Source organism: Geodermatophilus sp. URMC 60, assembly GCF_053502585.1.
Genome location: NZ_CP199958.1, coordinates 342931 through 365418, shown reverse-complemented (window position 1 = coordinate 365418; position 22488 = coordinate 342931). Strand labels below are relative to the sequence as shown.

Annotated in this window: 25 protein-coding genes and 1 pseudogene; 16 read left to right on the top strand and 10 right to left on the bottom strand. The window is 75.9% G+C overall.

The window, feature by feature from the left end; all coding sequences use genetic code 11:
- Window positions 1-260 precede the first annotated feature (260 nt).
- Complete coding sequence (locus tag ACWIX3_RS01800; RefSeq protein WP_448610373.1) at window positions 261-944, bottom strand: TetR/AcrR family transcriptional regulator; 684 nt, start codon at window positions 942-944, stop codon at window positions 261-263.
- A 126-nt stretch (window positions 945-1070) separates the two neighbouring features.
- Here ACWIX3_RS01800 and ACWIX3_RS01795 point away from each other — a divergent pair, with 126 nt between their 5' ends.
- From ACWIX3_RS01795 to ACWIX3_RS01785, 3 genes are all read left to right on the top strand, one after another.
- Window positions 1071-2000 (top strand): NAD-dependent epimerase/dehydratase family protein, encoded by a 930-nt coding sequence (locus ACWIX3_RS01795; RefSeq protein WP_448610372.1) that lies wholly within the window; start codon window positions 1071-1073, stop codon window positions 1998-2000.
- A 196-nt stretch (window positions 2001-2196) separates the two neighbouring features.
- The gene (locus ACWIX3_RS01790; protein WP_448610371.1) at window positions 2197-2730 is read left to right on the top strand and encodes an FABP family protein; all 534 of its coding nucleotides are present in this window, start codon (window positions 2197-2199) and stop codon (window positions 2728-2730) included.
- On the top strand, window positions 2727-4418 hold the full coding sequence (locus ACWIX3_RS01785; protein WP_448610370.1) for a DUF885 domain-containing protein: 1692 nt from the start codon (window positions 2727-2729) through the stop codon (window positions 4416-4418). The genes ACWIX3_RS01790 and ACWIX3_RS01785 overlap by 4 nt, the downstream gene beginning before the upstream one ends.
- 102 nt (window positions 4419-4520) lie before the next feature.
- Here ACWIX3_RS01785 and ACWIX3_RS01780 read toward each other — a convergent pair whose 3' ends face one another.
- Together ACWIX3_RS01780 and nhaA are read right to left on the bottom strand one after the other, a co-directional pair.
- Window positions 4521-5246: a hypothetical protein gene (locus ACWIX3_RS01780; RefSeq protein WP_448610369.1), complete on the bottom strand. Its 726-nt coding sequence runs from the start codon at window positions 5244-5246 to the stop codon at window positions 4521-4523.
- A 296-nt stretch (window positions 5247-5542) separates the two neighbouring features.
- On the bottom strand, window positions 5543-6928 hold the full coding sequence (nhaA, locus tag ACWIX3_RS01775; protein WP_448610368.1) for a Na+/H+ antiporter NhaA: 1386 nt from the start codon (window positions 6926-6928) through the stop codon (window positions 5543-5545).
- 167 nt (window positions 6929-7095) lie between these two features.
- Here nhaA and murD point away from each other — a divergent pair, with 167 nt between their 5' ends.
- The 10 genes from murD to ACWIX3_RS01725 all read left to right on the top strand — a co-directional run bounded on the left by murD (window position 7096) and on the right by ACWIX3_RS01725 (window position 15670).
- Window positions 7096-8439, top strand: coding sequence for a UDP-N-acetylmuramoyl-L-alanine--D-glutamate ligase (gene murD, locus ACWIX3_RS01770; protein WP_448610367.1), 1344 nt, complete (start codon window positions 7096-7098; stop codon window positions 8437-8439).
- On the top strand, window positions 8432-9757 hold the full coding sequence (locus ACWIX3_RS01765; protein ID WP_448610366.1) for a hypothetical protein: 1326 nt from the start codon (window positions 8432-8434) through the stop codon (window positions 9755-9757). The genes murD and ACWIX3_RS01765 overlap by 8 nt, the downstream gene beginning before the upstream one ends.
- Window positions 9754-10641 (top strand): glutamate cyclase domain-containing protein, encoded by an 888-nt coding sequence (locus ACWIX3_RS01760; protein ID WP_448610365.1) that lies wholly within the window; start codon window positions 9754-9756, stop codon window positions 10639-10641. Before ACWIX3_RS01765 ends, ACWIX3_RS01760 begins: the two co-directional genes overlap by 4 nt.
- Window positions 10642-10651: 10 nt before the next feature.
- A complete protein-coding gene (locus ACWIX3_RS01755) occupies window positions 10652-11131 on the top strand; it encodes a Fur family transcriptional regulator (protein ID WP_448610364.1) in 480 nt (159 codons plus the stop codon).
- The gene (gene ygfZ, locus ACWIX3_RS01750; RefSeq protein WP_448610363.1) at window positions 11131-12237 is read left to right on the top strand and encodes a CAF17-like 4Fe-4S cluster assembly/insertion protein YgfZ; all 1107 of its coding nucleotides are present in this window, start codon (window positions 11131-11133) and stop codon (window positions 12235-12237) included. Before ACWIX3_RS01755 ends, ygfZ begins: the two co-directional genes overlap by 1 nt.
- 28 nt (window positions 12238-12265) lie before the next feature.
- Window positions 12266-12823, top strand: coding sequence for an RsiG family protein (locus ACWIX3_RS01745; RefSeq protein WP_448610362.1), 558 nt, complete (start codon window positions 12266-12268; stop codon window positions 12821-12823).
- A gap of 77 nt (window positions 12824-12900) precedes the next feature.
- On the top strand, window positions 12901-13887 hold the full coding sequence (locus ACWIX3_RS01740; RefSeq protein ID WP_448610361.1) for an asparaginase: 987 nt from the start codon (window positions 12901-12903) through the stop codon (window positions 13885-13887).
- A 44-nt stretch (window positions 13888-13931) separates the two neighbouring features.
- Window positions 13932-14444 carry a helix-turn-helix domain-containing protein gene (locus tag ACWIX3_RS01735; RefSeq protein ID WP_448610360.1) on the top strand — a complete coding sequence of 171 codons (513 nt, stop codon included), beginning with the start codon at window positions 13932-13934 and terminating at the stop codon, window positions 14442-14444.
- The gene (locus ACWIX3_RS01730; RefSeq protein ID WP_448610359.1) at window positions 14441-15175 is read left to right on the top strand and encodes a hypothetical protein; all 735 of its coding nucleotides are present in this window, start codon (window positions 14441-14443) and stop codon (window positions 15173-15175) included. The genes ACWIX3_RS01735 and ACWIX3_RS01730 overlap by 4 nt, the downstream gene beginning before the upstream one ends.
- A 207-nt stretch (window positions 15176-15382) precedes the next feature.
- Entirely contained in the window at window positions 15383-15670 is a 288-nt protein-coding gene (locus ACWIX3_RS01725; protein ID WP_448610358.1) for a DUF2516 family protein, read from the top strand.
- A 13-nt stretch (window positions 15671-15683) separates the two neighbouring features.
- Here the strand turns inward: ACWIX3_RS01725 and ACWIX3_RS01720 are convergent, their stop codons facing one another.
- Window positions 15684-15890, bottom strand: a complete 207-nt coding sequence (locus ACWIX3_RS01720; protein WP_448610357.1) for a PspC domain-containing protein — start codon at window positions 15888-15890, stop codon at window positions 15684-15686.
- Here ACWIX3_RS01720 and ACWIX3_RS01715 point away from each other — a divergent pair.
- Window positions 15838-16029 (top strand): annotated as a pseudogene (locus ACWIX3_RS01715) (macro domain-containing protein); the annotation flags it as partial. The gene ACWIX3_RS01720 and the pseudogene ACWIX3_RS01715 overlap by 53 nt on opposite strands.
- Window positions 16030-16102: 73 nt before the next feature.
- Window positions 16103-16222: a macro domain-containing protein gene (locus tag ACWIX3_RS01710; RefSeq protein WP_448610356.1), complete on the top strand. Its 120-nt coding sequence runs from the start codon at window positions 16103-16105 to the stop codon at window positions 16220-16222.
- Here the strand turns inward: ACWIX3_RS01710 and ACWIX3_RS01705 are convergent.
- The 4 genes from ACWIX3_RS01705 to ACWIX3_RS01690 form a co-directional block, all read right to left on the bottom strand.
- Window positions 16212-17075 carry a spermidine synthase gene (locus tag ACWIX3_RS01705; RefSeq protein ID WP_448610355.1) on the bottom strand — a complete coding sequence of 288 codons (864 nt, stop codon included), beginning with the start codon at window positions 17073-17075 and terminating at the stop codon, window positions 16212-16214. The two genes, ACWIX3_RS01710 and ACWIX3_RS01705, sit on opposite strands and share 11 nt — an antisense overlap.
- 196 nt (window positions 17076-17271) lie before the next feature.
- A complete protein-coding gene (locus ACWIX3_RS01700; RefSeq protein ID WP_448610354.1) occupies window positions 17272-17448 on the bottom strand; it encodes a DUF1059 domain-containing protein in 177 nt (58 codons plus the stop codon).
- Window positions 17449-17547: 99 nt separating this feature from the next.
- Window positions 17548-18684, bottom strand: a complete 1137-nt coding sequence (locus ACWIX3_RS01695) for an EAL domain-containing protein (protein WP_448610353.1) — start codon at window positions 18682-18684, stop codon at window positions 17548-17550.
- A 234-nt stretch (window positions 18685-18918) separates the two neighbouring features.
- A complete protein-coding gene (locus tag ACWIX3_RS01690; RefSeq protein WP_448610352.1) occupies window positions 18919-19776 on the bottom strand; it encodes a class I SAM-dependent methyltransferase in 858 nt (285 codons plus the stop codon).
- A 34-nt stretch (window positions 19777-19810) separates the two neighbouring features.
- Here ACWIX3_RS01690 and ACWIX3_RS01685 point away from each other — a divergent pair, with 34 nt between their 5' ends.
- Window positions 19811-20866: a UDP-N-acetylmuramate dehydrogenase gene (locus tag ACWIX3_RS01685; protein WP_448610351.1), complete on the top strand. Its 1056-nt coding sequence runs from the start codon at window positions 19811-19813 to the stop codon at window positions 20864-20866.
- A gap of 227 nt (window positions 20867-21093) precedes the next feature.
- On the opposite strand, the gene ACWIX3_RS01680 is transcribed toward ACWIX3_RS01685, so the two are convergent.
- On the bottom strand, window positions 21094-21588 hold the full coding sequence (locus tag ACWIX3_RS01680; protein WP_448610350.1) for an N-acetyltransferase family protein: 495 nt from the start codon (window positions 21586-21588) through the stop codon (window positions 21094-21096).
- 63 nt (window positions 21589-21651) lie between these two features.
- Window positions 21652-22434 (bottom strand): SDR family oxidoreductase, encoded by a 783-nt coding sequence (locus tag ACWIX3_RS01675; RefSeq protein ID WP_448610349.1) that lies wholly within the window; start codon window positions 22432-22434, stop codon window positions 21652-21654.
- Between the last annotated feature and the right edge of the window lie 54 nt (window positions 22435-22488).

Sequence of the window (22488 nt, the reverse complement as noted above, 5' to 3'; positions counted from 1 at the left end):
GCGGCCACGGCCGCCGAACGGAGGTCCGGCGCGCCGGGGGTCGCGCTCAACCCGCCGACGGCCAGGGCGAGCAGGACGAGGCCTGCCGCGCGGGCCGACCGGAGCCGCCGGCACAGGCCGATCGGGACGCAGGCGAGCCTGCCGCGGAGGCCGGCCGGCGCCGCGGACAGCGCCGCGGGGGCCAGCAGCGCGTGCCGGGGCGCCCAGGCGTCCGCAGGAGGGGCAGCACCGCGGGCGGGTGGCTGCCGGTGAACGGCACGTCAGAGCCCCACGAGATCGGCCAGCTCGCCCATCGCGACGCCGAAGTAGCGGTCGGTGTCCGTGACGGACCCGACGAGGTGACCGAAGAGCTCGAAGCTGATCGTCCCGAGGATCGAGCTCCAGGCCAGGAGCGCACGTAGCCGGACGGCGTCGTCCAGCGCGGGGTGCTCCCCGCCGAGGATCGCGGCCGTCCCGTCGCTCACCAGCTCGGGATCCCGCTCCCCGCCGGCCGCCACGGGCAGCGCGCCGCTGCGTGCGGCGTCGCCGAGGATGCGGCCCAGCACCACGCCCACCCGTGCACCCGCCGGCACCGTGTCCCGCGGAGCCGCGTAGCCGGGCACGGGCGAGCCGTAGAGCAGCGCGTACTCGTGAGGGTGAGCCCGGGCCCAGGCCCGGACGGCGCAGCAGACCGCCAGCCAGCGGTCCCGGGGCGGCGCGTGCGGGTCGTCGGCCTCCTCGGCGGCGGCACCGAGGGCGTCGTAGCCGTCGATGATCAGGCGGGTGAGCAGGTCGTCGCGGCTGGCGAAGTAGCGGTACACCGCCGACGAGGCCATGCCCAGTTCCCGTGCGACCGCCCGGAGCGAGAGGCCGGCCGCGCCGACCTCGGCCAGCTGCCGGCGCGCGGCGGCCGTGATCTCGGCGGTGAGCTCGGCGCGGACGCGCTCGCGAACGGTCGGTGGCACGAGGTCATCGTGCGTCCCGAGATCGGTGCACGCAATCGCGAGCGGTGCTCTTGACCTTCGTCGGGGGATGTGTGAGCGTCGGTCGCACCCGAGAGCACTGCTCTCCAATCGGTCCGAGGAGGGGTCATGGCATTGCACGTGATCGTCGGCAAGGGTCCGGTCGGGACGACGACCGCCGAGCTGCTCGCGGAGCGGGGTCACCGGGTCCGGGTGCTCTCCCGCAGTGGCGGGACGTCGACCGACGCCGTCGAGCACCGGCAGGTGGACGCTGCCGACACCGCCGCTGTCGCTCGCGCGGCGCAGGGGGCAGCGGCCCTCTACAACGCGGTCAACCCGGCGTACCACCGCTGGGCGACCGACTGGCCGCCGGTGGCCGCGGCGCTGTTGAGCGCGGCCGAGCAGACCGGCGCGGTCCTGGTCATCATGGGCAACCTCTACGGCTACGGAGCGCCGACCGGGCCGATGGGCCCGGACACCCCCCTCGCCGCGACGGATCTCAAGGGGCGGGTCCGCAACCGCATGTGGCGGGACGCTCTCGCCGCCCACGAGGCCGGTCGGGTGCGGGTGACCGAGGCCCGCGCCGCGGACTTCGTCGGCCCGCAGGTGCCGGCCGAGCACTCCCACCTGGTCCGCCAGCTGCCCGCGCTGCGCCGGGGCCGGACGGCGTGGGTGGTCGGCGACCCCGACGTCCCGCGCAGCTGGGCGTACCTACCCGACGTGGCGGCGACCCTGGCGGTCCTGGGGACCGACGAGCGGGCCCCCGGACGGGCCTGGCACGTGCCCAGCGCGCCGCCGCGCTCGCAGCGGCAGGCGCTGACCGACCTGGCCGCGGCCCTCGGTGCTCCGCCGGCACGGGTGCGCAGCATCCCGTGGCCGGTGCTGCGCGCGGTCGGGCTGGCCTCACCGGTGATGCGCGAGATCGTCGACGTGCGGCACCAGTTCGACCGGCCCTACGTCATCGACGCCTCGGCGACGACCGCGACCTTCGGGCTCTCGGCCACGTCCTGGGACGAGGTGGTCGCGGCGACCGCCGGAGCGGCCCCGGTGACCGGCTGAAGAAGGACCCCGTCCTCCCGTCCTTCGCACGCTCAGGACGGTGCCCTGGACGGGGCCGTTCCAGCACGTCACCAGGCGGCCCTACGGTGGAGCGCATGGTCTCTGCCTGGGTCCTCGTCGCCCTGGCGTCGTTCGCGGCACTCGGCTGCGGGTACGGCGCCGCCCGGCTCGCCCGCCGTCCGCGGGAGACGCGGCGGTGAACGGCGACACCGAGCTGCCGGTCGAGGACACCGTCGACGTCCGCTCCGGACCGGAGGTCTCCGAGGAGCTGCTCGCCGTCCTGCCGCTGCTCGGCGAGTGGCACGGCGAGGGGCAGGCCGCCGGGGCCGGGGGCGACCACCGCTTCGGCCAGTGGATCCGGTTCAGCCACGACGGCCGCGGCTTCCTCGCCTACGACTCCCGCACCTGGCGGCTCACCGACGACGGGACGGTCGTCGGGCCGGCCGTCCGGGAGTCCGGCTTCTGGCGGCCCCGCGGCGGGGACGACGTCGAGCTGCTGGTCACCAGCCCGGACGGGCTCGTCGAGCTCTACGTCGGCCGGGCCCGGACGACGACCAGCTGGGAGCTGACCACCGACGTCCTCGCCCGCACCCCGGACGCCCCGGACGTGGCCCGCGCCGTCCGGCTCTACGGGATCGTGGAGGGCGCGCTGATGTACGCGATCGACCGTGCCACCGGCGACGAGCCGCTGCGCCCCACCATGTCGGCCCGCCTGGAGCGGCTCCGGTGAGCGGCACGCCGAGGCAGGTCGCCGACCGGTACGTCGACGCGGTCTGCGAGCTCGACCCCATCGTCGCCACCTCGCTGGGCACCCGCCCCGGCGACGACCGGCTGCCCGACCCCAGCCCCGCCGGGCTGGAGGCCGAGGCGCAGCTGGCCCGCGACACGCTCGCCGAGCTCGACCGCGTGCTGGCGGTCGACCCGTCGCTGGACGAGGACCCGGTCGAGCGGCGCTGCGCCCGCCTGCTGCGCGAGCGGCTGGGCGCCGAGCTGGACGCGCACGAGGCCGGGGAGGGGTTGCGGGCGCTGTCGAACCTGTTCAGCCCGGTGCACTCGATCCGGCAGGTCTTCCTGCTCATGCCGACGTCCTCGGAGGAGGACTGGGCGGTCGTGGCCCGCCGCATGGCACGGGTGCCCGAGGCCTACCGCGGCTTCCGCGCATCGCTCGAGGAGGGCGCCCGGCGCGGTTTGCTCGTGGCTCCGCGCCAGGTGTCGACGGTCGTGGAGCAACTCGGCGAGTGGCTGGGCGGGCCCTTCTTCGGCGCGTTCGCCGCCGGGGGCCCGGACGCGCTCCGCGGTGAGCTGGACGCCGCCGCGCGGGCCGCCGACGGCGCGGTCGCCGAGGTCCGCGACTTCCTCCGCGACGCCTACCTCCCGCAGGCCGGGGGGACGCCGGACGCCGTCGGCCGGGACCGCTACGCCCTGGCCGCCCGCCGCTGGACCGGCTCGGACCTCGGCGCCGGCCGGGGGCTGGAGGAGGGCTACTCCTGGGGCTGGGCCGAGCACCGCCGGATCCTCGCCGAGCAGCGGGCCGAGGCCGAGCGGGTCGTGCCCGGCGGCACGCCGATGGAGGCCATGCGCTGGCTGGACGTGCACGGCCCGGCCGTCGACGGCGTCGAGGCGATCCGCGAGCGGCTGCAGACGATGATGGACGACGCGATCGCGGCCCTCGACGGCGTCCACTTCGACCTCGCCGAGCCGATCCGCCGGGTCGAGGCGATGATCGCGCCCCCGGGCAGCGCGGCCGCGCCGTACTACACGCGGCCCGCGCAGGACTTCTCCCGCCCGGGCCGCACCTGGCTGCCGACGCTGAGCCGGGAGCGCTTCCCGCTCTGGGACCTGACCTCGATCTGGTACCACGAGGGCGTCCCGGGCCACCACCTGCAGCTGGCCCAGTGGGCGTACGTGTCCGGGCAGCTGTCGACCTACCAGACCTCGCTGGGCTCGGTGGGCGCGAACGTCGAGGGCTGGGCGCTGTACGCCGAGCGGCTGATGGACGAGCTCGGCTACTTCGCCGACCCGGGCACGCGGCTGGGCTACCTCGACGCGCAGCAGCTGCGTGCGGTCCGGGTGGTCATCGACATCGGCATGCACCTGCGCCTGCCCGTCCCGGACGACGCCGACGGCGCCCTCGCCGAGCACCGTGGGCGGCCGTGGACCCCCGAGCTCGCCCGCGCCTTCCTCGGCGAGCACAGCGGCGCCACGCCGGCGTTCCTCGACAGCGAACTGGTCCGCTACCTGGGGCTGCCCGGGCAGGCGATCAGCTACAAGCTCGGCGAGCGCGCCTGGCTGGAGGGCCGTGCGGCGGCGCAGCGGGCGCGCGGTGCGGCGTTCGACCGCAGGGCGTGGCACATGGCCGCGCTGTCGCAGGGATCGCTCGGCCTCGACGACCTCGCCGCGGAGCTCGCGGTCCTCTGAGAGAGGACCCCGTCCTCCTCACCGCTCGCAAGCTCGCGGCGGGCCTCTGGACGGGGCCACCCGCGCCGAGCTTGCGAGGCGTGGGGGGCAGAGGGTCCTTCTTCAGAAGCGCGTCGGTGCCGGGTTGACCGGGTCGGTGTCGTAGCCGATCGGGTCGTCGGGGGACGCCGGGTACACCTCCAGCAGGGAGCCGAGGAGGGCGTCGACCGCGCCGACCGGAGCGCCGACGTAGGTGCTCATCAGGGTCGGGCCGGTGGCGACGAACCAGGCGCGGTCGGCCGGCCACCACGCGGCCGCGCTCTGCTCCTGCGGCTCGGGGGCGAAGTTGGCCGCGGCCAGCGTGACCGGGCCGCGGCGCAGCAGCAGCTCGCCGGACGGCAGCCTCAGGCGCGGCCGGTCGTCGTGGGCGTCGTCGGCCCAGCCGAACCAGCACTCCTGCGGCGTGGTCGTCCACCCGGCGAGCAGCCCGGCCAGCGCGGCGGCCACGTGCGCGGGCAGGTGGCCCTCGGCGGGGCTGTCGTTCCAGACGTCGGGCTGGTCCTCCTCGGCCACGTGCTCCCAGGAGCCGGTGACCGCTGGCCACTGCATCAGGCGGTGCGCCGTGGTGCCGTTGTACGCCGCGACCTCGTCCCAGCGGACGTCGACGTCCTCGTCGCCGGCGTAGCGCACGGCGGGGTGCAGGACCCGGGCGTAGGCCGCGAAGACCGGCGGCACGAGCGAGCCGACGGTGCCGTCGTGCTGGAGGGCGGCAGCGACCCAGGCGCCGGGGGAGTCCCCGGTCCCGACGGAGCGGCCGGTGGCCAGCTGACCTCCCCGGAGAACGGACAACCCCCGGGCTGCTCCACGGCGCCCTGCCTGGCTGGGCCAGGGGGCGGCACGTGGGCCGACTGGACAAATGTCGGCAGCCCGGGGGTCGGGTGACTGTCCGGTTCTCGCTCGCCGCCGTACGACGGACGGGCGATCATGCCGTCGTTCGGATTCCACTCCGAACGGGCGGCCCATCTGGACGGCGGCTAGCGGACAGCCACCTCACGAGTCCGATAAGAATTCAATTGGTCGGACCACCTCCCCTCTCGTGTACCTCGACGGTACGTCGCGTCCGAGGGGATCGGCAACGCGGATTTTCAGCTCTCGGCCGAACCGCCCGCAGTGCGCCCGGGCGGGGGTGCGCCCTTCCAGTCCGGCCGGTGATCGGCGCGGTCGTCGACCGTCTCCCGCTGGTACACGTCCGGGATGCCGTCCCGGTCGAGATCGGCCCGCTCGTGCTCGTAGATCCGCTTGTAGCGGCGGTTGCGCAGCCGCAGGACCACGGTGGCCAGCAGCGCGGCCAGCAGGGTGCCGGTCAGGATGCCGACCTTCGCGTGCTCGTAGGCATCCGTCCCGAGACCGAAGGCGAGCTCGGTGATGAGCAGGGAGACGGTGAAGCCGATCCCGCCGAGCAGGGACAGGCCGACGACGTCGGGCCAGCCGAGCGCCTCGTCCAGCTCGGCCCGGGTGAAGCGGGAGACCAGCCAGGTCGCCCCCGTGATGCCGATCGTCTTGCCCAGCACCAGTCCGACGGCGATGCCGACGGCGACGCTGTCGGTGACCGACTCGGTGAGGCCCGACAGCCCGCCGACCGCGACACCGGCGGAGAAGAAGGCGAACACCGGGACGGCGACACCCGCCGAGATCGGCCGGAACCGGTGCTCGAAGTGCTCGGCGAGGCCGGGGCCGGCGTCCGGGCCGCCCGCGGCACGGCTGCGCACCACCGGGACGGTGAACGCCAGCAGGACACCGGCGACGGTGGCGTGCACCCCGGACTCGTGCACCAGCACCCAGGTCACCAGTGCCAGGGGCAGCAGCAGCCACCAGGAGCGGATCCGCTTCTGCACGAGGAACCCGAAGACCGCCAGCGGGACCAGCGACAGCAGCAGCGACCCGGCGGAGAAGTCGTCGGTGTAGAAGACCGCGATCACCGCGATCGCCAGCAGGTCGTCGACGACGGCGAGCGTGAGCAGGAAGGTGCGCAGCGCGCTCGGCAGGTGGGTGCTGATCACCGCCAGGACGGCGAGGGCGAAGGCGATGTCGGTCGCCGACGGGATGGCCCAGCCGCGCAGCGCGTCGTCGTCCCGGCCGAGGTTGAACAGCACGAACAGCAGGGCCGGCACGGCCATGCCCCCGACGGCTGCGGCGATCGGCAGCGCCGCGCGTCGCGGGTCGCGCAGGTCGCCGGCGACGAACTCGCGCTTGAGCTCCAGGCCGGCGACGAAGAAGAAGACCGCGAGGAGTCCGTCGGCCGCCCAGGTGCCCAGCGACAGGTCCAGGTGCAGGGACGCCGGCCCGACCTGCGTGTCGCGCAGGGTCTCGTACGCGGCCCCCCACGGGGAGTTGGCCCAGACCAGCGCGACCGCCGCCGCGGCCAGCAGGAGGGCGCCGCCGACGGTCTCCTTGCGGAGGATGTCGGCGATCCGGCGGGTCTCGGTCCAGGATCCGCGACCGAGGAGGGGTGCGCGGGTGGACGGGCTCATGGGCGGCTCCAGAGGGGTCGTCGACGGAGGACCTGCCGACCAGACTTCCCGGCGCACCTGTCCGTAGACCCTACCGGCGACCCGCCGCGTGCGCCGTCCCGCCGACCCCTCCTCCGTACAGTGGGCGTCGTGACCCACCGCGCTGCCCCGCCGTCCCGGGACGGCCGGTGAGGCTCGCCGAGCTGGCCGGGCAGCGCGTCGGGGTCTGGGGTCACGGGCGTGAGGGGCGGGCCGCGGTGCGCGCCGCACTCACCGCCGGCGCGGCGGAGGTCGTGGTCGTCGACGCGGTACCGCCGGCCGACCTGCCGCCGGGCGTGCGGGCGCGCACCGACGTCGCCGAGCTCGCCGACTGCGACGTGGTGTTCCGCTCACCGGGCATCAGCCCCTACCGCGAGGACGCCCGCGCGCTGGCCGCCCGGACCACCCTCACCTCCGGCACCGGCGTCGCCCTGGCCGAGTTCGCCGCCCGGGACGTCCCGACGCTCTGCGTCACCGGCACCAAGGGCAAGAGCACGACCAGTGCGCTGGCCGCCGTCGTCCTGACCGCGGCCGGCCGGCCGGCCGTGCACGCCGGCAACATCGGCACCCCCCTGCTCGACGTCCTGCTGGACGGGGCCGTCACCGATGCACCCTCCACCCACCCCACGTCGCTCGTGGTCGAGGTCTCCAGCTACCAGGCGGCCGCGGTCGAGGGCTGGTCCGGCTGGGGCGCGGTGACCTCGCTGTCGCCCGAGCACCTGGACTGGCACGGCGACGTCGCGACCTACTACCGCGACAAGCTGCACGTCTTCGCCGCCTGCGTGCCGGGCTCGGTGGTCGTGGGCGCATCGGCCCGGTCCATCGCCGAGCAGCACCTGGACCCCGCGGTGCTGGTCGACCCGGCCGACGTCGTCCCCGAGGCGCGGCTGGCCGGCTTCCCGCTCGAGCGCCTCTCGGGCGTGCACAACGTCGCCAACCTGCACGTGGCGCTGGCCGCCTGCGTCCGGATGGGGGTGGACCTCGAGCGGTCCGCCGAGGCCGTCCGCGCCGCCGTCGCGGGGTTCCGGGCGCTGCCGCACCGGCTCTCGCCGGTGGCCACGCGGAACGGCGTCACGTTCGTCGACGACACGCTGAGCACCACCCCGGTGTCGGTGCGCGCCGCGATCGACGCCTTCGCGGGTCGGCAGGTCACGCTGATCGCCGGCGGGCAGGACCGCGGGCTGGACCACACCGACCTGGCCGCGGCGGTCGTCGCCCGTGGCGGGACGGTGCAGGTGCTCACCATCCCGGACACCGGCGCCCGCTTCGCCGCCGACCTGCGCGCCGCCGCGGCCGCCGCCGGCGTCGACGCGCCGGTCACCGAGACGGCCTCCCTGGCCGACGCCGTCGCCGCGGCGCTGCGCAGCGCCCGCCCGGGCGGCCTGGTGCTGCTCTCGCCGGGCGCGCCGAGCTACAACCGCTTCCGCAACTACGAGGAGTTGGCACGCACCTATGAGCAGATCCTCCTCGACGCCGGAGCGTCGCGTGTCTGAGCAGGACGCCTTCGTCGTCGCAGGCCGCTCGCTCGACCCCGCGACCGGCGAGGCCGCCTTCACCTACCGGCTGGCCGGGGACGAGTTCACCGAGCGGCTCACCCTGGACCCCGGCCTGGTCGCCGGCGCCGACCCGGCGCGGGTGGACGCCGCCCTGGACCTCGTCCACCTGGTCATGGGCACCAGCTACTACAAGCTGCGCGCGCCCGGGCGGGTCGTCGTCCGGCGGCCCGTCACCAAGGCGCAGGCCGCCGTCGCCGAGGCCGCGTACACGCACGGGCTGGGCGAGTTCGCCGCGGTCAACCGGCTGCCGGTCCCGCACGAGGTCGCCTTCGACCTGGAGACGACCGACGACGTCCCCGCACCGGCCGGTGGCGGCGGGCGCGAGGCGCTGCTGCCGGTCGGCGGCGGCAAGGACTCCGCCCTCGCCCTGGTCGTCGTCACCCCGGCCACCGCGCTCGCGGTCAACCCGACCGACGCCCAGCGCGACGTCGCCCGCGCCGCGGGCGTCCCGCTGATCGGCGTCCGCCGCCGGCTGGACCCGTTGCTGGGTGAGCGCACGCGGGCCGGTGGCCTGAACGGGCACGTGCCGGTCACCGCGATCAACTCGGCGATCGCCACGCTGGTCGCCGTCCTCGGCGGGTTCGACCCGGTCGTGTTCGCCAACGAGCGGTCGGCCGACGAGGAGACGCTGACGGTCAACGGCGCGCGGGTGAACCACCAGTACTCGAAGTCCTACGAGTTCGAGCGGCTCTTCTCCGCCGCGGCGGCCGAGGTGGGCGTCGGCTACTTCAGCCTCACCCGGCAGCTGTCGGAGCTGGCGACGGTCGCGGCGGTCGCGAACCTGCCCGACCTGCGGGGGGAGATCCTCAGCTGCAACCGCAGCTACACGCAGGCGCACATGGGCGGCGAGGCCACCCAGCGCTGGTGCCTGCACTGCGACAAGTGCCTGTTCACCTTCCTCTGCTTCGCGGTCTTCCTGACCCCGGTCGAGGCCCGGGAGGTGTTCGGCGGCGACCCGCTGGCCGACCCGTCGCAGGCCGACGGCTTCCGGCGGCTGTGGGCCACGGAGAAGCCGTTCGACTGCGTGGGGGAGCGGGCCGAGAGCGCCGCCGCGATGGCGCACCTGGCGCGGAGCACCGCCTGGGGCGGGCACGTCGTCGTCCGCGCGCTCGGGGAGGAGGCGGCGTCCTTCGCGGCGGTGACCGGCGCCACCGTCGAGGGCTTCCTGCCGCCGCGCGGGGACCACTCGGTGCCCGACCGGTACCTCGCCTCGCTGCAGCGGGTGCTCGCGGAGGCCCGCCCGCCGGTGGCGTGACGGAGGCGCTCGCGCGGATCGAGCGGGCGCTGCTGCGTCCCGGCGCCCGCGACGTGACCGGGCTGGCCGCCGCCGTCCCGGGGCAGTTCGCCCGGCTGGCCGGGGAGCTCGCCGCCGCAGGGCGCGCCGGCAGTCGGGTCGGCCTGGTCACCGGGGTGCACATCGCCTGGGCGCCCACGCCCGCGGCGGAGACCGACGGGCCGGTCGGCACCGCGGTCCTGGCCGCCGCCCTGGCGGTGCTCGGCGCCGATCCGGTGGTGCTCACCGACGAGCCGTGCGCGCAGGTGACCGGCGCCTGCCTGGAGGTGCTCGGCACCGGCCGGCCGGAGGTGCTGCTGGTGTCCGCGGACGAGGCGCAGGCGCGGGCCCGGGTGGCGGGCCTCGGCCTCTCGCACCTGGTCGCGGTCGAGCGACTCGGCCCCAACGCGGACGGCCGCGTGCTGACCATGCGCGGCTTCGACGTCACGGACTCCACCGCACCGCTGCACGCGGCCTTCGCGCTGCCCGGCCTGGTCACCGGGGCGGTGGGCGACGGCGGCAACGAGATCGGCATGGGCAACGTGCCGGCCGACGTCGTCGCCGCCAGCATCGCGCACGGCGACCGGATCGCCTGCTGCGTGCCGGTGGACGCCCTCGTCGTCGCCGGCACGTCCAACTGGGGCTGCTCCGGACTGGTCGCCGGGCTGGCCCGGCTGGCTCCCCAGCACCGGGACGCCCTGGCCGCGCTGCTCGACCCGCAGGTCGACGCCCAGCTGCTCGACGCCGCCACCGCGGCCGGGGCCATCGACGGCGTCACCGGGGCGCCGGGGGCCACGGTGGACGGCGTCCCGGTGGCCGGGTACGCCGACCTGCTCGCCGGTCTCCGGGCGATCGCCCGGGCCTAGGCTCGACGGCGTGCCGCACCCGCACCCGCCGCAGGACGCCCGGCCGTCCGGTGTCCAGCCGCTGGCCGAGCGTCTCCGGGCCCGCGGGCTGCGACTGACCACCCAGCGCCAGCGGGTGCTGGCCGCGGTCGCCGCGCTCGAGCACGCCACCCCCGAGGAGATCGCCACCCGGCTGCGCGAGGAGGCCGGCCCGGACGGCGCGGCCCCGGACACCTCGACGGTCTACCGCAACCTGGAGCTGCTCGAGCGGCTCGGTCTGGTGTGGCACACCCACCTCGGCAAGGGCGCCCCGATCTACCACGCCGCCGAGCACCCGCACCTGCACGTCGTGTGCGCCGGCTGCGGGGAGGTCTCCTCGGTCGACCCCGCCCTGCTCGACGGCGCCGCGGAACGTCTGGCCACCGATCTGGGTTTCCAGCTGGACGTGGGGCACGTCGCGCTGTCGGGGACGTGCCGCGCGTGCCGCGAACGAGCCGGATCGGAGTCCTGATGCCCACCCCCAGCCCCCTGCTCTCGCGCCCCGGCGCCGTCCCGCTGGAGGACGGGTCCGTCCCCGCGCACTACGGCAGCCCACTGCGCGAGCAGCGCGAGCTCGCCGAGGGCGCCGGCCTCGTCGACCGCAGCGACCGCGACGTGCTCGTCGTGCCCGGCGCCGACCGGCTGACCTGGCTGCACAGCCTGCTCACCCAGCACCTCGAGCAGCTCGGCGACGGCGTCGGGGCGGAGGCCCTCGAGCTGTCGCCGAACGGGCACGTCGAGCACCACCTCGTGCTGGCCGAGCTCGCCGGCACCACCTGGGTGGACGTCGAACCGGGCACCGGCGCGGCGCTGCGGACGTACCTGGAGCGGATGCGGTTCCTGCTCCGCGTCGAGCCGGCGCTGGTGACCGACGCGTGGGCGCTGCTGTCGCTGGTCGGCCCGCGCGGCGAGGCCGTGCTCACCGCTGCCGGCCTGCCCGTCCCCGCCGAGCCGTACGCGGTGCTCGCCCTGGACGGCGGCGGGTGGCTGCGCCGGATGCCGCCGGTCGGGGACGGCGCGCCCGTCGTCGACCTGCTGGTGCCGCGCGCCGGGCTGGCCGCCCGCGCCGACGCGCTGCTGGCCGCCGGTGCCGCAGCCGCCGGCGTGGACGCGTACGAGGCGCTGCGGGTCGAGGCCCGCCGTCCGCGCCTCGGCGTCGACACGGACCACCGCACCATCCCCAACGAGACCGGCTGGCTGACCAGCGCCGTCCACCTGGCCAAGGGCTGCTACCGCGGGCAGGAGACGGTGGCCCGGGTGCACAACCTCGGCCGCCCGCCGCGGCGGCTGGTGCTGCTGCACCTCGACGGGCTGGCCGAGCAACTGCCCGGGGCCGGCACGCCGGTGCAGGCCGGCACCCGCGACGTCGGCCGGGTCGGCTCCGTCGTCCGGCACCACGAGCTCGGCGTCGTGGCGCTCGCGCTGGTGAAGCAGTCGGTGGCGATGGACGCCGAGCTGACCGTGGCCGGCGCCCGTGCCGCCATCGATCCCGACGACGCCCCGCCGACGCTCGACGACACGGTGGCTGCGGCGCGGGAACGGGTCCAGGCCGTGCGATCTGGGACCATCCCCCGGTGACCGCTCGACCCTCCGGAGAGGCTCGCCCGTGACCCCCGAACCGACCCGCGCCGGCGGCGCCGCCGTCGACGCACTGCTCGACCCCGGCTTCCTCGAGGCCGCCGTGCAGCGGCCGATGGCCGACGTCCGCCGGCTGCGCCGCCAGGCCGAGCAGGAAGAGGTCAACCTCTCCTACACCCGCCGGCTGCTGCAGGGCCGGCTGGACATCGTGCGCCGCGAGCTGCAGCGCCGTGCCGAGCACGACGGCCGCTCGCTGGTCGACCTGCTGCCGGAGATCCTCGCGGAGAAGGGCCGGGGCCCGGCCCACGGCCTGGGCCGGCACCAGACCGTGCAGCCGGCGGCGCCCGAGGAGTACGAGATCTGGGTCAACTCGCTGACCCCGGGTACCGACCTGTCCGCGGTCCCCGAGCTGTCGGACGCGGAGCTCCAGCAGGCCGCCCGCGCGCTGGCCGCGGCCGAGGGGTCGCTGTCCGAGCGCCGCCGCGGCGTGCAGCAGGTCATGGACGGGCTGGCCGCCGAGCTCGGCCGCCGGTACCGCAACGGCGAGGCCGACGTCGCCGCACTGCTCGCCGACGAGGGCCGGTGACGGCCTCCTTGCAGGGTCCCGCCGCGAGCTCGCGAGTGGCGGGGGGCAAGGAGGTCCTTCCATGGCCGGAGAACCCGGTGCTGGTCGAGGTGGAGCGCTCGGGCTTCCTCGAGTCGGTGCACCGGGGGTCGCTGGTCGTCGTCGGCCCGGACGGCGGGGTGCTGCACGCCGTGGGGGACGTCGAGCGGCCGGTGCTGCCGCGCTCGGCGAACAAGCCGGTGCAGGCCACCGCGCTGCTGGCCGCCGGCTGGACGCCGCGCTCGGGTGAGGAGTTGGCCATCGGCGCCGGCTCGCACTCCGGCGAGGACGGCCACCGGGAGGTGGTCGCCGGCATGCTGGCCGCCGTCGGCCTCTCGCCCGACGACCTCGGCTGCCCCCCGGCGCTGCCGATGCACGACCCCACCTCCGCGGGCTGGCGCGCTGCCGGCCGGGCGCCGGAGCGGCTGGCCATGAACTGCTCGGGCAAGCACGCGGCGATGCTGTCGGCCTGCGTCGCCGCCGGCTGGCCGACCGAGGGCTACCTCGACCGGGAGCACCCGCTGCAGCAGGCCGTCGAGGCCCGGCTCGGGGAGGCCGCGGGTACGCCGGTGGCGGCGGTCGTCGTCGACGGCTGCGGTGCCCCGCAGCACGGGCTGCCGCTGGCCGGCCTGGCGCGGGGCGTGGCCTCGCTGGTCGAGGCCGCGGCCGGCACGTCGGGCCGGGCGGTCGCCGACGCGATGCGGGCGCACCCCTGGTTCGTGGCGGGCACCGGCCGCGAGGACACCGACCTCATGCGCGCCGTCGACGGCCTGCTGGTCAAGGGCGGCGCCGACGGCGTGCACGTCGCCGCCCTGCCCGGCCGCGGCGCGGTCGCCCTCAAGCTCGACGACGGCGGCGACCGCGGCCGCACCCCCGCGCTGTGCGCCGGCCTGCGGCACCTCGGCGTCCCGGCCGAGCAGTTGGCCCCCTGGTCGCTGACGCCGGTCCCCGGCGGGGAAGGCGTGGTCGGCGAGGTGCGCCCGGCCGCCGCGCTGACGGGTCCAGTCGACACGCCGGGTGTGCTGGGTCTCACGCCGGAGCGCTAGCTCCTCCGCTTGCAACAGCTAGCACTCCGGCCTAGCGTTGACGTGTGCAGAACCCGAGCGACTTCGTCCGCGAGCAGGTGACCACCGTCCGCGGGGTGGTGGACCAGTTCGCTGGCAGCGTCGCGGAGACGGTGGCCGCCGAGCGCTCCAAGGTCTCGGCGACCGGCTCCCAGGTCGGGGAGTTCATCCGGGAGCAGCGCAACGCCGCCCGGGTGTCCCTCCGTGAGCTCGCCCGCACGGCCGGGGTGAGCAATCCGTACCTCTCCCAGGTGGAGCGGGGGCTGCGCAAGCCGTCGGCGGAGATCCTCGCCGCGATCGCCAAGGGCTTGAAGATCTCGGCCGAGACGCTCTACGAGCAGGCCGGGATCCTCGACCGCCGTTCGGGCAACCCGGACACCGTGGCGGCGATCCGCGCCGACCCGTCGCTGTCCGAGAGGCACAAGGCGGTGCTGCTCGAGCTCTACGAGACCTACGTCCGGGAGCACGCCACGAGCGCCCCTGCGCCGGCACGACCCACTGACCCCACCCCGAACCGTTCCGCGAAGGAGTCGGCATGAAGCACACGCTGAAGGAGTACGGCGAGACCGTCGCCGTCCAGAACAAGCAGGTCCTGCTGGCCGCCGTCGGTGCCGGCGACCTGGCCGTCGAGCGCACCCGCGCCGTCGTCGGCACGCTGCGCACGCGCGTCGAGGCCCTGCCCGGCGAGGCCCAGGTGCAGGTCGACCTGGCCGCCAAGGAGGCCCGCACCCGCGCCGAGGAGGCCGTCCGGACCGCCCGCACGTCGGCCCAGCAGGTCGCCTACGCCGTCCGCCCCGACACCGTGGTGAACACGGTGGCCGGCCTGGTGAGCACCGCCCGCACCCAGGCGGTCGCCACCATCGAGACCCTCGCCGTCCGCGGTGCCGATGTCGTCGAGGAGCTCCGCCGCCAGCCCGTCGTCCGCAAGGTCGTCGGCCGCGCCGAGCGCGTGGTGGACGCCGTCGAGGACACCCTCGAGGAGGTCCTCGAGGAGACGGCCGAGACCGTTGCCGAGGCCTCCAACGAGGTCACCTCGATCGCGCAGAAGACCGCGGCCAAGGCCGAGAAGGTCATCGACTCCGCCGAGGAGGCCACGCACGAGGCCGCCGAGTCGGCCAAGGCGACCCTGGAGTCGGCCGAGGAGCCCGAGCCCACCAAGCCGGCTCGCAAGCGCGCCACGGCCAAGCAGACCTCCGCGGCGAGGAAGTCGGCCCCGGCCGGCACCTCCGCCCGGGTCACCCGCACCCGCACCGCCAAGAAGAGCGACTGAACAAGGACCCCCGTCCTCCCCACCCTTCGGAGAAGGACCCCCTGAAGGGTCCGGTGGGGCTCGGAGGGGGTCGCGACGGACGCCCGTCGCTCTCGACCCAGGGCCCCGGAGCAGCGCACAGCGCTCCGGGGCCCTGCCGTGTCCGGACTCCCTCGGAGGGGGCGCAGGACCGCGGCCGGACGCCGCCCGGCGGGTACCCTCCCGGGCATGCTGAGCTTCCAGGGTCTCGTCTACGACGTGCTCTTCTTCGCGGCTCTGGCAGTCACCGCATGGGCCTTCGTCGACGCGCTCATCCGGCCGGCAGCCGGCTACGTCGCGGCCGGCAAGCTGACCAAGCCCGGCTGGGCCGCCATCCTCGGCCTGTCGCTGCTGGTCGTCCTGCTGATGGGCCCGATGAGCTTCCTGGGCCTGCCGGCCGTCATCGCCACGATCGTCTACCTCGTCGACGTGCGGCCCGCGGTCCGCGGGCTGAGCCGGGGCGGCAGCAGCTGGTGAGCCGCCGGGGCGGTCACCAGCCCCGGGTGTCCTTCGGGATCACGATCCACAGCAGCAGGTAGGCGATGACCTGCGGGCCGGGCAGGATGCACGAGAGCACGAACGCCAGGCGCAGGCCGGTCCGCGAGATGCCGTAGCGCCGGGCGATCCCCGCGCAGACCCCCGCGATGACCTTGTGGTGCGTGTCGCGACGGAGCGGGAGGCGGGTGGGCGAGGTCATGCCGCCGACCCTACGGTCTGGGGCCGTGCGGTTGACGGCCTCCCGCGGTGACATCACGAGGACCGACGTCGTCGTCAACGCCGCCAACCCGGGGCTGCTCGGCGGCGGTGGGGTGGACGGCGCGATCCACGCCGCCGGCGGGCCCGAGATCCTGGCCCGGTGCCGGGCCCTGAGGGCCGGGCTGCCCGGCGGCCGTGCCGCGAGGCCAGGCGGTGGCGACGACGGCCGGGCGGCTCCCGGCGCGCTGGGTGGTGCACACCGCAGGCCCGGTCTGGTCGGCGGACGTGGCCCGCTCCGCGGTGGCGGCGTTCGAGGCCGCGCTCAGCGGCTGAAGACACCCTCCGGGGGCTCGGGGGAGGCGACCGCGGCGGCGTCGTGCACCGGCTTCGCCCTCCCCGCGAAGCGGTCGAGGTCGGCGCCTTCGACCACCCGGCTGGGCATCGGGTCGGCGGCGCAGCGGCGCACCAGCGCCGGTGTCGGCAGCTCGGCGTCGGAGGCGACCGCCACGAGGTTGCCGAAGCGGCGGCCGCGCAACGTGCCCGGCTCGGCCAGCAGGCAGACGTGCGCGAAGACCGCGCGCAGCGTGGCCACCTGGGTGCGGGCGAAGCGCAGCGGCGGTCCGTCGGCGACGTTCACGACGAAGCAGCCGCCGGGCCGCAGCACGCGGTGTGCCTCCTGTGCGTACTCGACGCTGGTGAGGTGCGCCGGCGTGCGGGCGCCGGCGAAGACGTCGCTGACGACGACGTCCGCACTGGCGGCCGGCAGCGCCGCGAGCCCCTCCCGGGCGTCGGCGGCGCGCACCCGGACGCGGGCGTCGCGCGGCAGGGGCAGGTGGGCGCGGACCAGCTCGGTCAGCGGCTGGTCCAGCTCGACGACCCGCTGCCGGGAGCCGGGGCGGGTGGCCGCGACGTAGCGGGGCAGGGTCAGCGCGCCGCCGCCCAGGTGGACGACGTCGATCGGCCTGCCCTCCTCGGCGGCGAGGTCGAGCACGTGGCCCATCCGGCGCACGTACTCGAACGCCAGGTGGGTGGGGTCCTCCAGGTCGACGTGCGACTGCGGCGTGCCGTCCACCATCAGGACCCAGGAGCCGTCGCGGTCGGCGTCGCCGAGCAGCTCGGCGGTGCCGCCGTCGACCGGTGTGGGACCGGGCGGGACGACCGGCTCGGCCCGGCCGCGCCGGCTCACCGGGTTCCCGGGACAGGAGGCACGTCCGTCATCGTGCCCGGCGTCCCACCGGCCCCCGGGGAGGGGCTCCGCGGCCGGGTCGCTGGTCACCGGGACCCGGGCCGGGCGGCCTCGCGGCGGGCACGGGGCCCGGCCGTCCCGGCGCCCATGGTGCCGGAACGGTGCCCGGCCGGTGACGCGCTCCCGGCGGAGCGGTTCAGTCGGTGTTGCGGATGCGCTGCCGGACCTGGTCCACGAGTTCCGGCGGGATCTCGGCGAATCCGTGTTCGGCGCGGGCGTGCCCGGCGACGGCGGCCAGGATCTCCTCGTCGGTGGGCGCGATGAACGTGCGGGTACAGGTGGGCACGACGTCGCCACACGAGAACTGCTTCACGATTCCCCCATCGTGGTGGTGGTGGTACGGCTCGATGATGCGCCACGGGTCGTCGGGTGGTGCGACCGGCCGGTGCGGGGAGGGTGCGATCCCGCCGTCTCACCCATCGGCGGCGAGCCGGAGCAGGAGACGTTCCACGCGGACGACGCCGATCGCGACCCCGACGTCGTCGACGCAGACGATCGGGTCGAAGCGGGCGTGCTCGGGGCGCGCCGCTGCACGCCGGGCCACCTCGCGGACCCCCGCCAGTGCGGGGACGCGGAGGCTCACCGGGGCGATCCGGTGACCGGGCTCGTCGTCGCCCCGGCGGCGCGGCAGCAGCAGCGCCACGGGCCGGCCGACGGCGTCGACGCGCAGCCCCGACTGGCCACCGGGCACGACGCCTCCGGCGGGACCGCCCTCGAAGGGCACCTCCTCGACCAGGCTGGCCACGTGCTCGACCAGGTGGGCCCTCGCCGACCGGAACCGCAGCGGCGCGGCCACCCCCGGATCGAGCCGGGGCCACGCGGGGCCGGGCCGGCCGAAGAGCCAGCCCTGACCGAGGGGGACCCCCAGTCGGAGCAGGGCCTCCACCTCGCCCCAGGCCTCGATCCCCTCGGCCAGCAGCCATGCGTCGATCCGTCCGGCGAACTCACCGAGCAGTTCGGTGAGCGCCAGCTTCACCTCGTCACCGTCCACCCCCGCCACGATCGCCCGGTCCAGTTTGACCATCTGCGGCTTGATGGCGGCGATCTGCTGGAGGCCCGAGTAGCCGGACCCGGCGTCGTCCACCGCCAGGAGGGCGCCGCGGCTGCGCAGTCGTTCGCGCAGGCCCATGAGGGGGGCCAGGTCGGTCACGTCCTGGTGCTCGGTCAGCTCGATGACCAGCGGAGCGAGGTCCGGGACGGCCAGGAGGCAGTCGGCCAGCTCGGGTTCGGTGAGCAGGTGCGGGCTGACGTTGACGGTGAGGAAGCAGTTGGGCGGCACCGTGCGCAACAGTTCCAGGCAGCGCCGCACGACGATGCCCTCCAGGCGCGCACCGACTCCCTCGGCACCGGCAGCGGCGAACCACCGGTCGGGGGGCACCCGGCTCGGCTGCCCGTCGGGCTCGGAGAAGCGGGCCAGGGTCTCGTAGCCGGCGACGACCCCCCGTTGCAGATCGACGATCGGCTGGAAGAGCAGTCGCAGCCGCGACGGCTCGGCCAGGACGGACTCCAGCCGCCGTGGCCACTCGGCGGAGGCCCCCGCGGGCGTCACGGACCGGGGCCGGGGATCAGCAGGTGCATGGTGCTGCAGCAGTCCTATCTCCGCATTCCGGCTCCGTTGCCCCGCATGTGCGGACCGTAGCGGATCGAAATCGCTCCCGCCGAAGCGGCTGGACGCCCGTCCGGTCGCCGGCGGGACCGTGAAGGGGACGCGCAGGTCAGAGCTCGTGTGTTCCACGTCACAACGGCGGTGCCGGTCCCATGGTCCCGCAGGAGGCGTCCGCGCTCAGATCGGGGCGACCGCCGACCAACGCACGGTGACCTCGCCGTGGCGCCATCGGCGGCTGGAGCCGACGAACGGCCAGCCCTGCTCGGCGAGCGACTCGACGGCGGCGGCCCAGCGCTGCCGGGGGCCGAAGGTGGAGAGCCCGGCCGCGGTGGCCCACGCGGTGTCCAGGGCGCGGAGGAACTCGTGCACCGGCTGGCCCGGCACGTTGTGGTGGATGAGCGACTTCGGCAGCCGCTCGGCGAGGTCCGAGGGTGTGTCGAGGTCCGACACCCGCGCCGACAGCGTCAGGGTCAGCGGCCCGTCGGCGTCGAGGGCGACCCACGCCGAGCGCCGTCCCCACTCGTCGCAGGTGCCCTCCACGAGCAGCCCACCGGGGCCCAGGGCGGCACACATCGTCTGCCAGGCCCGAGCGGCGGACTCCTCGTCGTACTGGCGCAGCACGTTGAACGCGCGCACCAGCACCGGGCGCAGGCCGGCCAGCTCGAAGCCGCCGACCCGGAAGTCGACCCGTGGCGGGTCGCGGTCGGCGGCGACGGCGGCCACCCGCGCGGGGTCGATCTCGAGGCCGACCACCTCGAGGCCGTGCACCTCCGGGCCCAGCCGGTCGGCCAGCTCCAGCGTGGTCACCGCCGACGAGCCGTAGCCCAGGTCGACCACGAGCGGCCGGGCGGCGTCGCGCAGCCGCGGCACCTGCGTGGCCAGCAGCCAGCGGTCGACCCGGCGCAGCCGGTTGGCGTTGGTGGTGCCGCGAGTCGGTAGCCCCAGGGCGCGGGCCCGGCCGGCGGCCAGCCGCGGACTGGCCTTCTTGGGGAGGCTGGCCCGGCGCTTGTGGTCGCCGCCTCCTGCCTCGCTCACCGGTCCATAGCGTAGTCGCGGTTAGCGTGGTGCCGTGCAGGTCCGACGGAACGCCCGCCTGGCGGAGCTGACGACCCTCGGCGTGGGCGGCCCCGTCGACCGGCTGGTCGAGGTCGCCGACGCCGCCGAGCTCGTCGCCGCCGTCCACGACGCCGACGCCGCCGGGCGGCCGCTGCTGGTCCTCGGCGGCGGCTCCAACCTGATCGCCCCGGACGCCGGGTGGCCCGGTGACGTCGTCGTGGTGCGCAGCAGGGGGGTCGAGCGGGACGGCGGCCGGCTGGTGGTGCAGGCCGGCGAGCCCTGGGACGACCTGGTCGCCTACACCGTCGAGCAGCGGCTGGCCGGCGTCGAGGCGATGTCCGGGATCCCGGGCTCGACCGGGGCGACGCCGGTGCAGAACGTCGGCGCCTACGGCCAGGAGGTCGCCCAGGTCATCAGCGCCGTCCGCGTCTGGGACCGCGCGCGGTCGGCTGAGCAGGCGCTCACCGCGGAGGAGTGCGGGTTCGCCTACCGGGACAGCCGGCTCAAGCGCGAGCCCGGCCGGTTCGTCGTCCTGACCGTCTCGTTCGAGCTGGAGCCGGGCGAGCTGTCCCGGCCGGTCGGCTACGCGGAGCTGGCGCGCACCCTCGGCGTCGAGCTGGGGGAGCGTGCCCCGCTGGCCGAGGTGCGCGCCGCCGTGCTGGAGCTGCGCCGCGGCAAGGGCATGGTCTGGGACCTCGCCGATCCCACCAGCCGCAGCGCGGGCTCGTTCTTCACCAACCCCGTCGTCCCGGCGGTGCGCGCGGTCGAGGGCTGCCCGAGCTGGCCCGCCGGCGACGGCATGGTCAAGCTCAGCGCCGCCTGGCTGGTGCAGCACGCCGGCTTCGGCCGCGGCACGCGCCACGGACGCGTGGGGACGTCGCCCCGCCACAGCCTCGCCCTGACCACGGATCCCGGGGCGACCACCGAGGAACTGCTCGCCTTCTCCGAGAAGATCATCGCCGCGGTGCAGGAGCGGTTCGGTGTGACCCTGGAGCGCGAGCCGACGACGATCACACCGCCGCCCTACCGGGCGACACCGCGGCCAGGTGCCGTCCCCGACGAGCGCTGAGCACCGTCCCGTCGCGCGTCGGGGGACCCTCCGGGCCCCCGCTCCGCACGACACCGCGGCCAAGTGCCGTCCCCGACGAGCGCTGAGCACCGTCCCGTCGCGCGTCGGGGGACCCTCCGGGCCCCCGCTCCGCACGACACCGCGGCCAGGTGCCGTCCCCGACGAGCGCTGAGCCGCTGCGTCGCGCCTGCGCGGGACCCCCGGGCTCCACGCGGCACGACAGGGGGTCAGCCCTCGACGAGGTCGAGGAACATCACGTGCAGGCCGACGTAGCCGCGCTCGGGGTGGTGGAACGCGCCGGGCACCGTGCCGACGACCACGAAACCCAGTGACCGCCACAGCGAGACGGCGGGTGTGTTGGTCTCGACGACGGCGTTGAACTGGATGCCGCGAAAGCCCGTGTCGCGGGCCCAGCCGATCACGTGCTCGCCGAGCGCCCGGCCCAGACCGCGGCCCTGCGCGGCCGGGTCGACCAGGAAGCTCGCGGTCGCCACGTGGGACCCGCGGCCCGGCCGGTTCGGGCCCATCTTCGCGCTGCCCAGGACGGTGTCGCCGTCGGCCGCGACGACGGTCCGCCCCGGCGGCTGCTCCATCCACAGCGGACGCGCCTCCTCCAGGGGGAGCCCCTCCGGATAGGCGTAGGTGTGCCCGGCATCGACGACCGCCCGGAAGATCGGGTGGATCGCCGGCCAGTCCCCGTCGGTCGCCTCGCGGATCTGCACCGGACGACCGTAGGAGCGGGCCGTCGTCTCCGGCGACCCCGGGGGAGCGGCGCCCCGAGACCCCTACTCGCGGGCGACCTTGTGCTGGGCGGCCTGCGCCCGCGGGCGGACGACGAGCAGGTCGACGTTGACGTGGTGCGGGCGGGTCAGCGTCCAGGCGATGCAGTCGGCGACGTCCTCGGCCACCAGCGGCTCGCGCACCCCGCGGTAGACGGCGTCGGCCCTGCCCTGGTCGCCGACCCGGTTCAGGGCGAACTCCTCGGTCCGCACCATCCCCGGCGCGATCTCGATCACCCGGACCGGGTCGTACACCAGCTCCAGCCGGAGCGTCTCGGCCAGCGTGTGCACGCCGTGCTTCGCCGCCGTGTACGAGGCGCCGCCCTCGTAGCTGACCAGCCCCGCGGTCGAGCCCACGAACAGCAGGTCGCCGGCGCCCGACGCGATCAGCGCGGGCAGCAGGGCCTTGGTCAGCCGGACGGTGCCCAGCACGTTGACCTCGTAGGTGCGGGCCCAGGAGTCCAGGTCCGCCTCGGCCACGGGCAGCGCGTCGAAGGCGCCCCCGGCGTTGTTGACCAGCACGTCGACCCGGTCGAGGGCGCCGGCGAACTCCGCCACCGAGTCCGGGTCGGTGAGGTCCAGGGGCAGGGCGCGGCCGCCGATGGCGGCGGCCAGCTCGGTCAGCCGGTCCATCCGCCGTGCGCCGAGGACGACGTCGAAGCCCTCGGCCGCCAGTCGCCGAGCGGTGGCCGCGCCGATGCCGCTGGAGGCGCCGGTGACGACGGCGGTCCGGCCCGCGCCGGGCAGCTCGCGGGGACCGGATGCAGGATGGGAGGCGGGGCCGGGCATGAGACCCATCCTGGTGCTGTTGCAGACTGCGATGTCGAGCGGGTGCCGCCGGGC

Excerpts from the sequence above, each read along its gene's own strand:
- ACWIX3_RS01725 (WP_448610358.1), top strand. The coding sequence starts at position 15,383 with ATGCTGAGCTTCCAGGGTCTCGTCTACGACGTGCTCTTCTTCGCGGCT.
- ACWIX3_RS01675 (WP_448610349.1), bottom strand. The coding sequence starts at position 22,434 with ATGCCCGGCCCCGCCTCCCATCCTGCATCCGGTCCCCGCGAGCTGCCC.
- ygfZ (WP_448610363.1), top strand. The coding sequence starts at position 11,131 with ATGCCCACCCCCAGCCCCCTGCTCTCGCGCCCCGGCGCCGTCCCGCTG.
- ACWIX3_RS01730 (WP_448610359.1), top strand. The coding sequence starts at position 14,441 with ATGAAGCACACGCTGAAGGAGTACGGCGAGACCGTCGCCGTCCAGAAC.
- nhaA (WP_448610368.1), bottom strand. The coding sequence starts at position 6,928 with ATGAGCCCGTCCACCCGCGCACCCCTCCTCGGTCGCGGATCCTGGACC.
- ACWIX3_RS01720 (WP_448610357.1), bottom strand. The coding sequence starts at position 15,890 with ATGACCTCGCCCACCCGCCTCCCGCTCCGTCGCGACACGCACCACAAG.
- ACWIX3_RS01795 (WP_448610372.1), top strand. The coding sequence starts at position 1,071 with ATGGCATTGCACGTGATCGTCGGCAAGGGTCCGGTCGGGACGACGACC.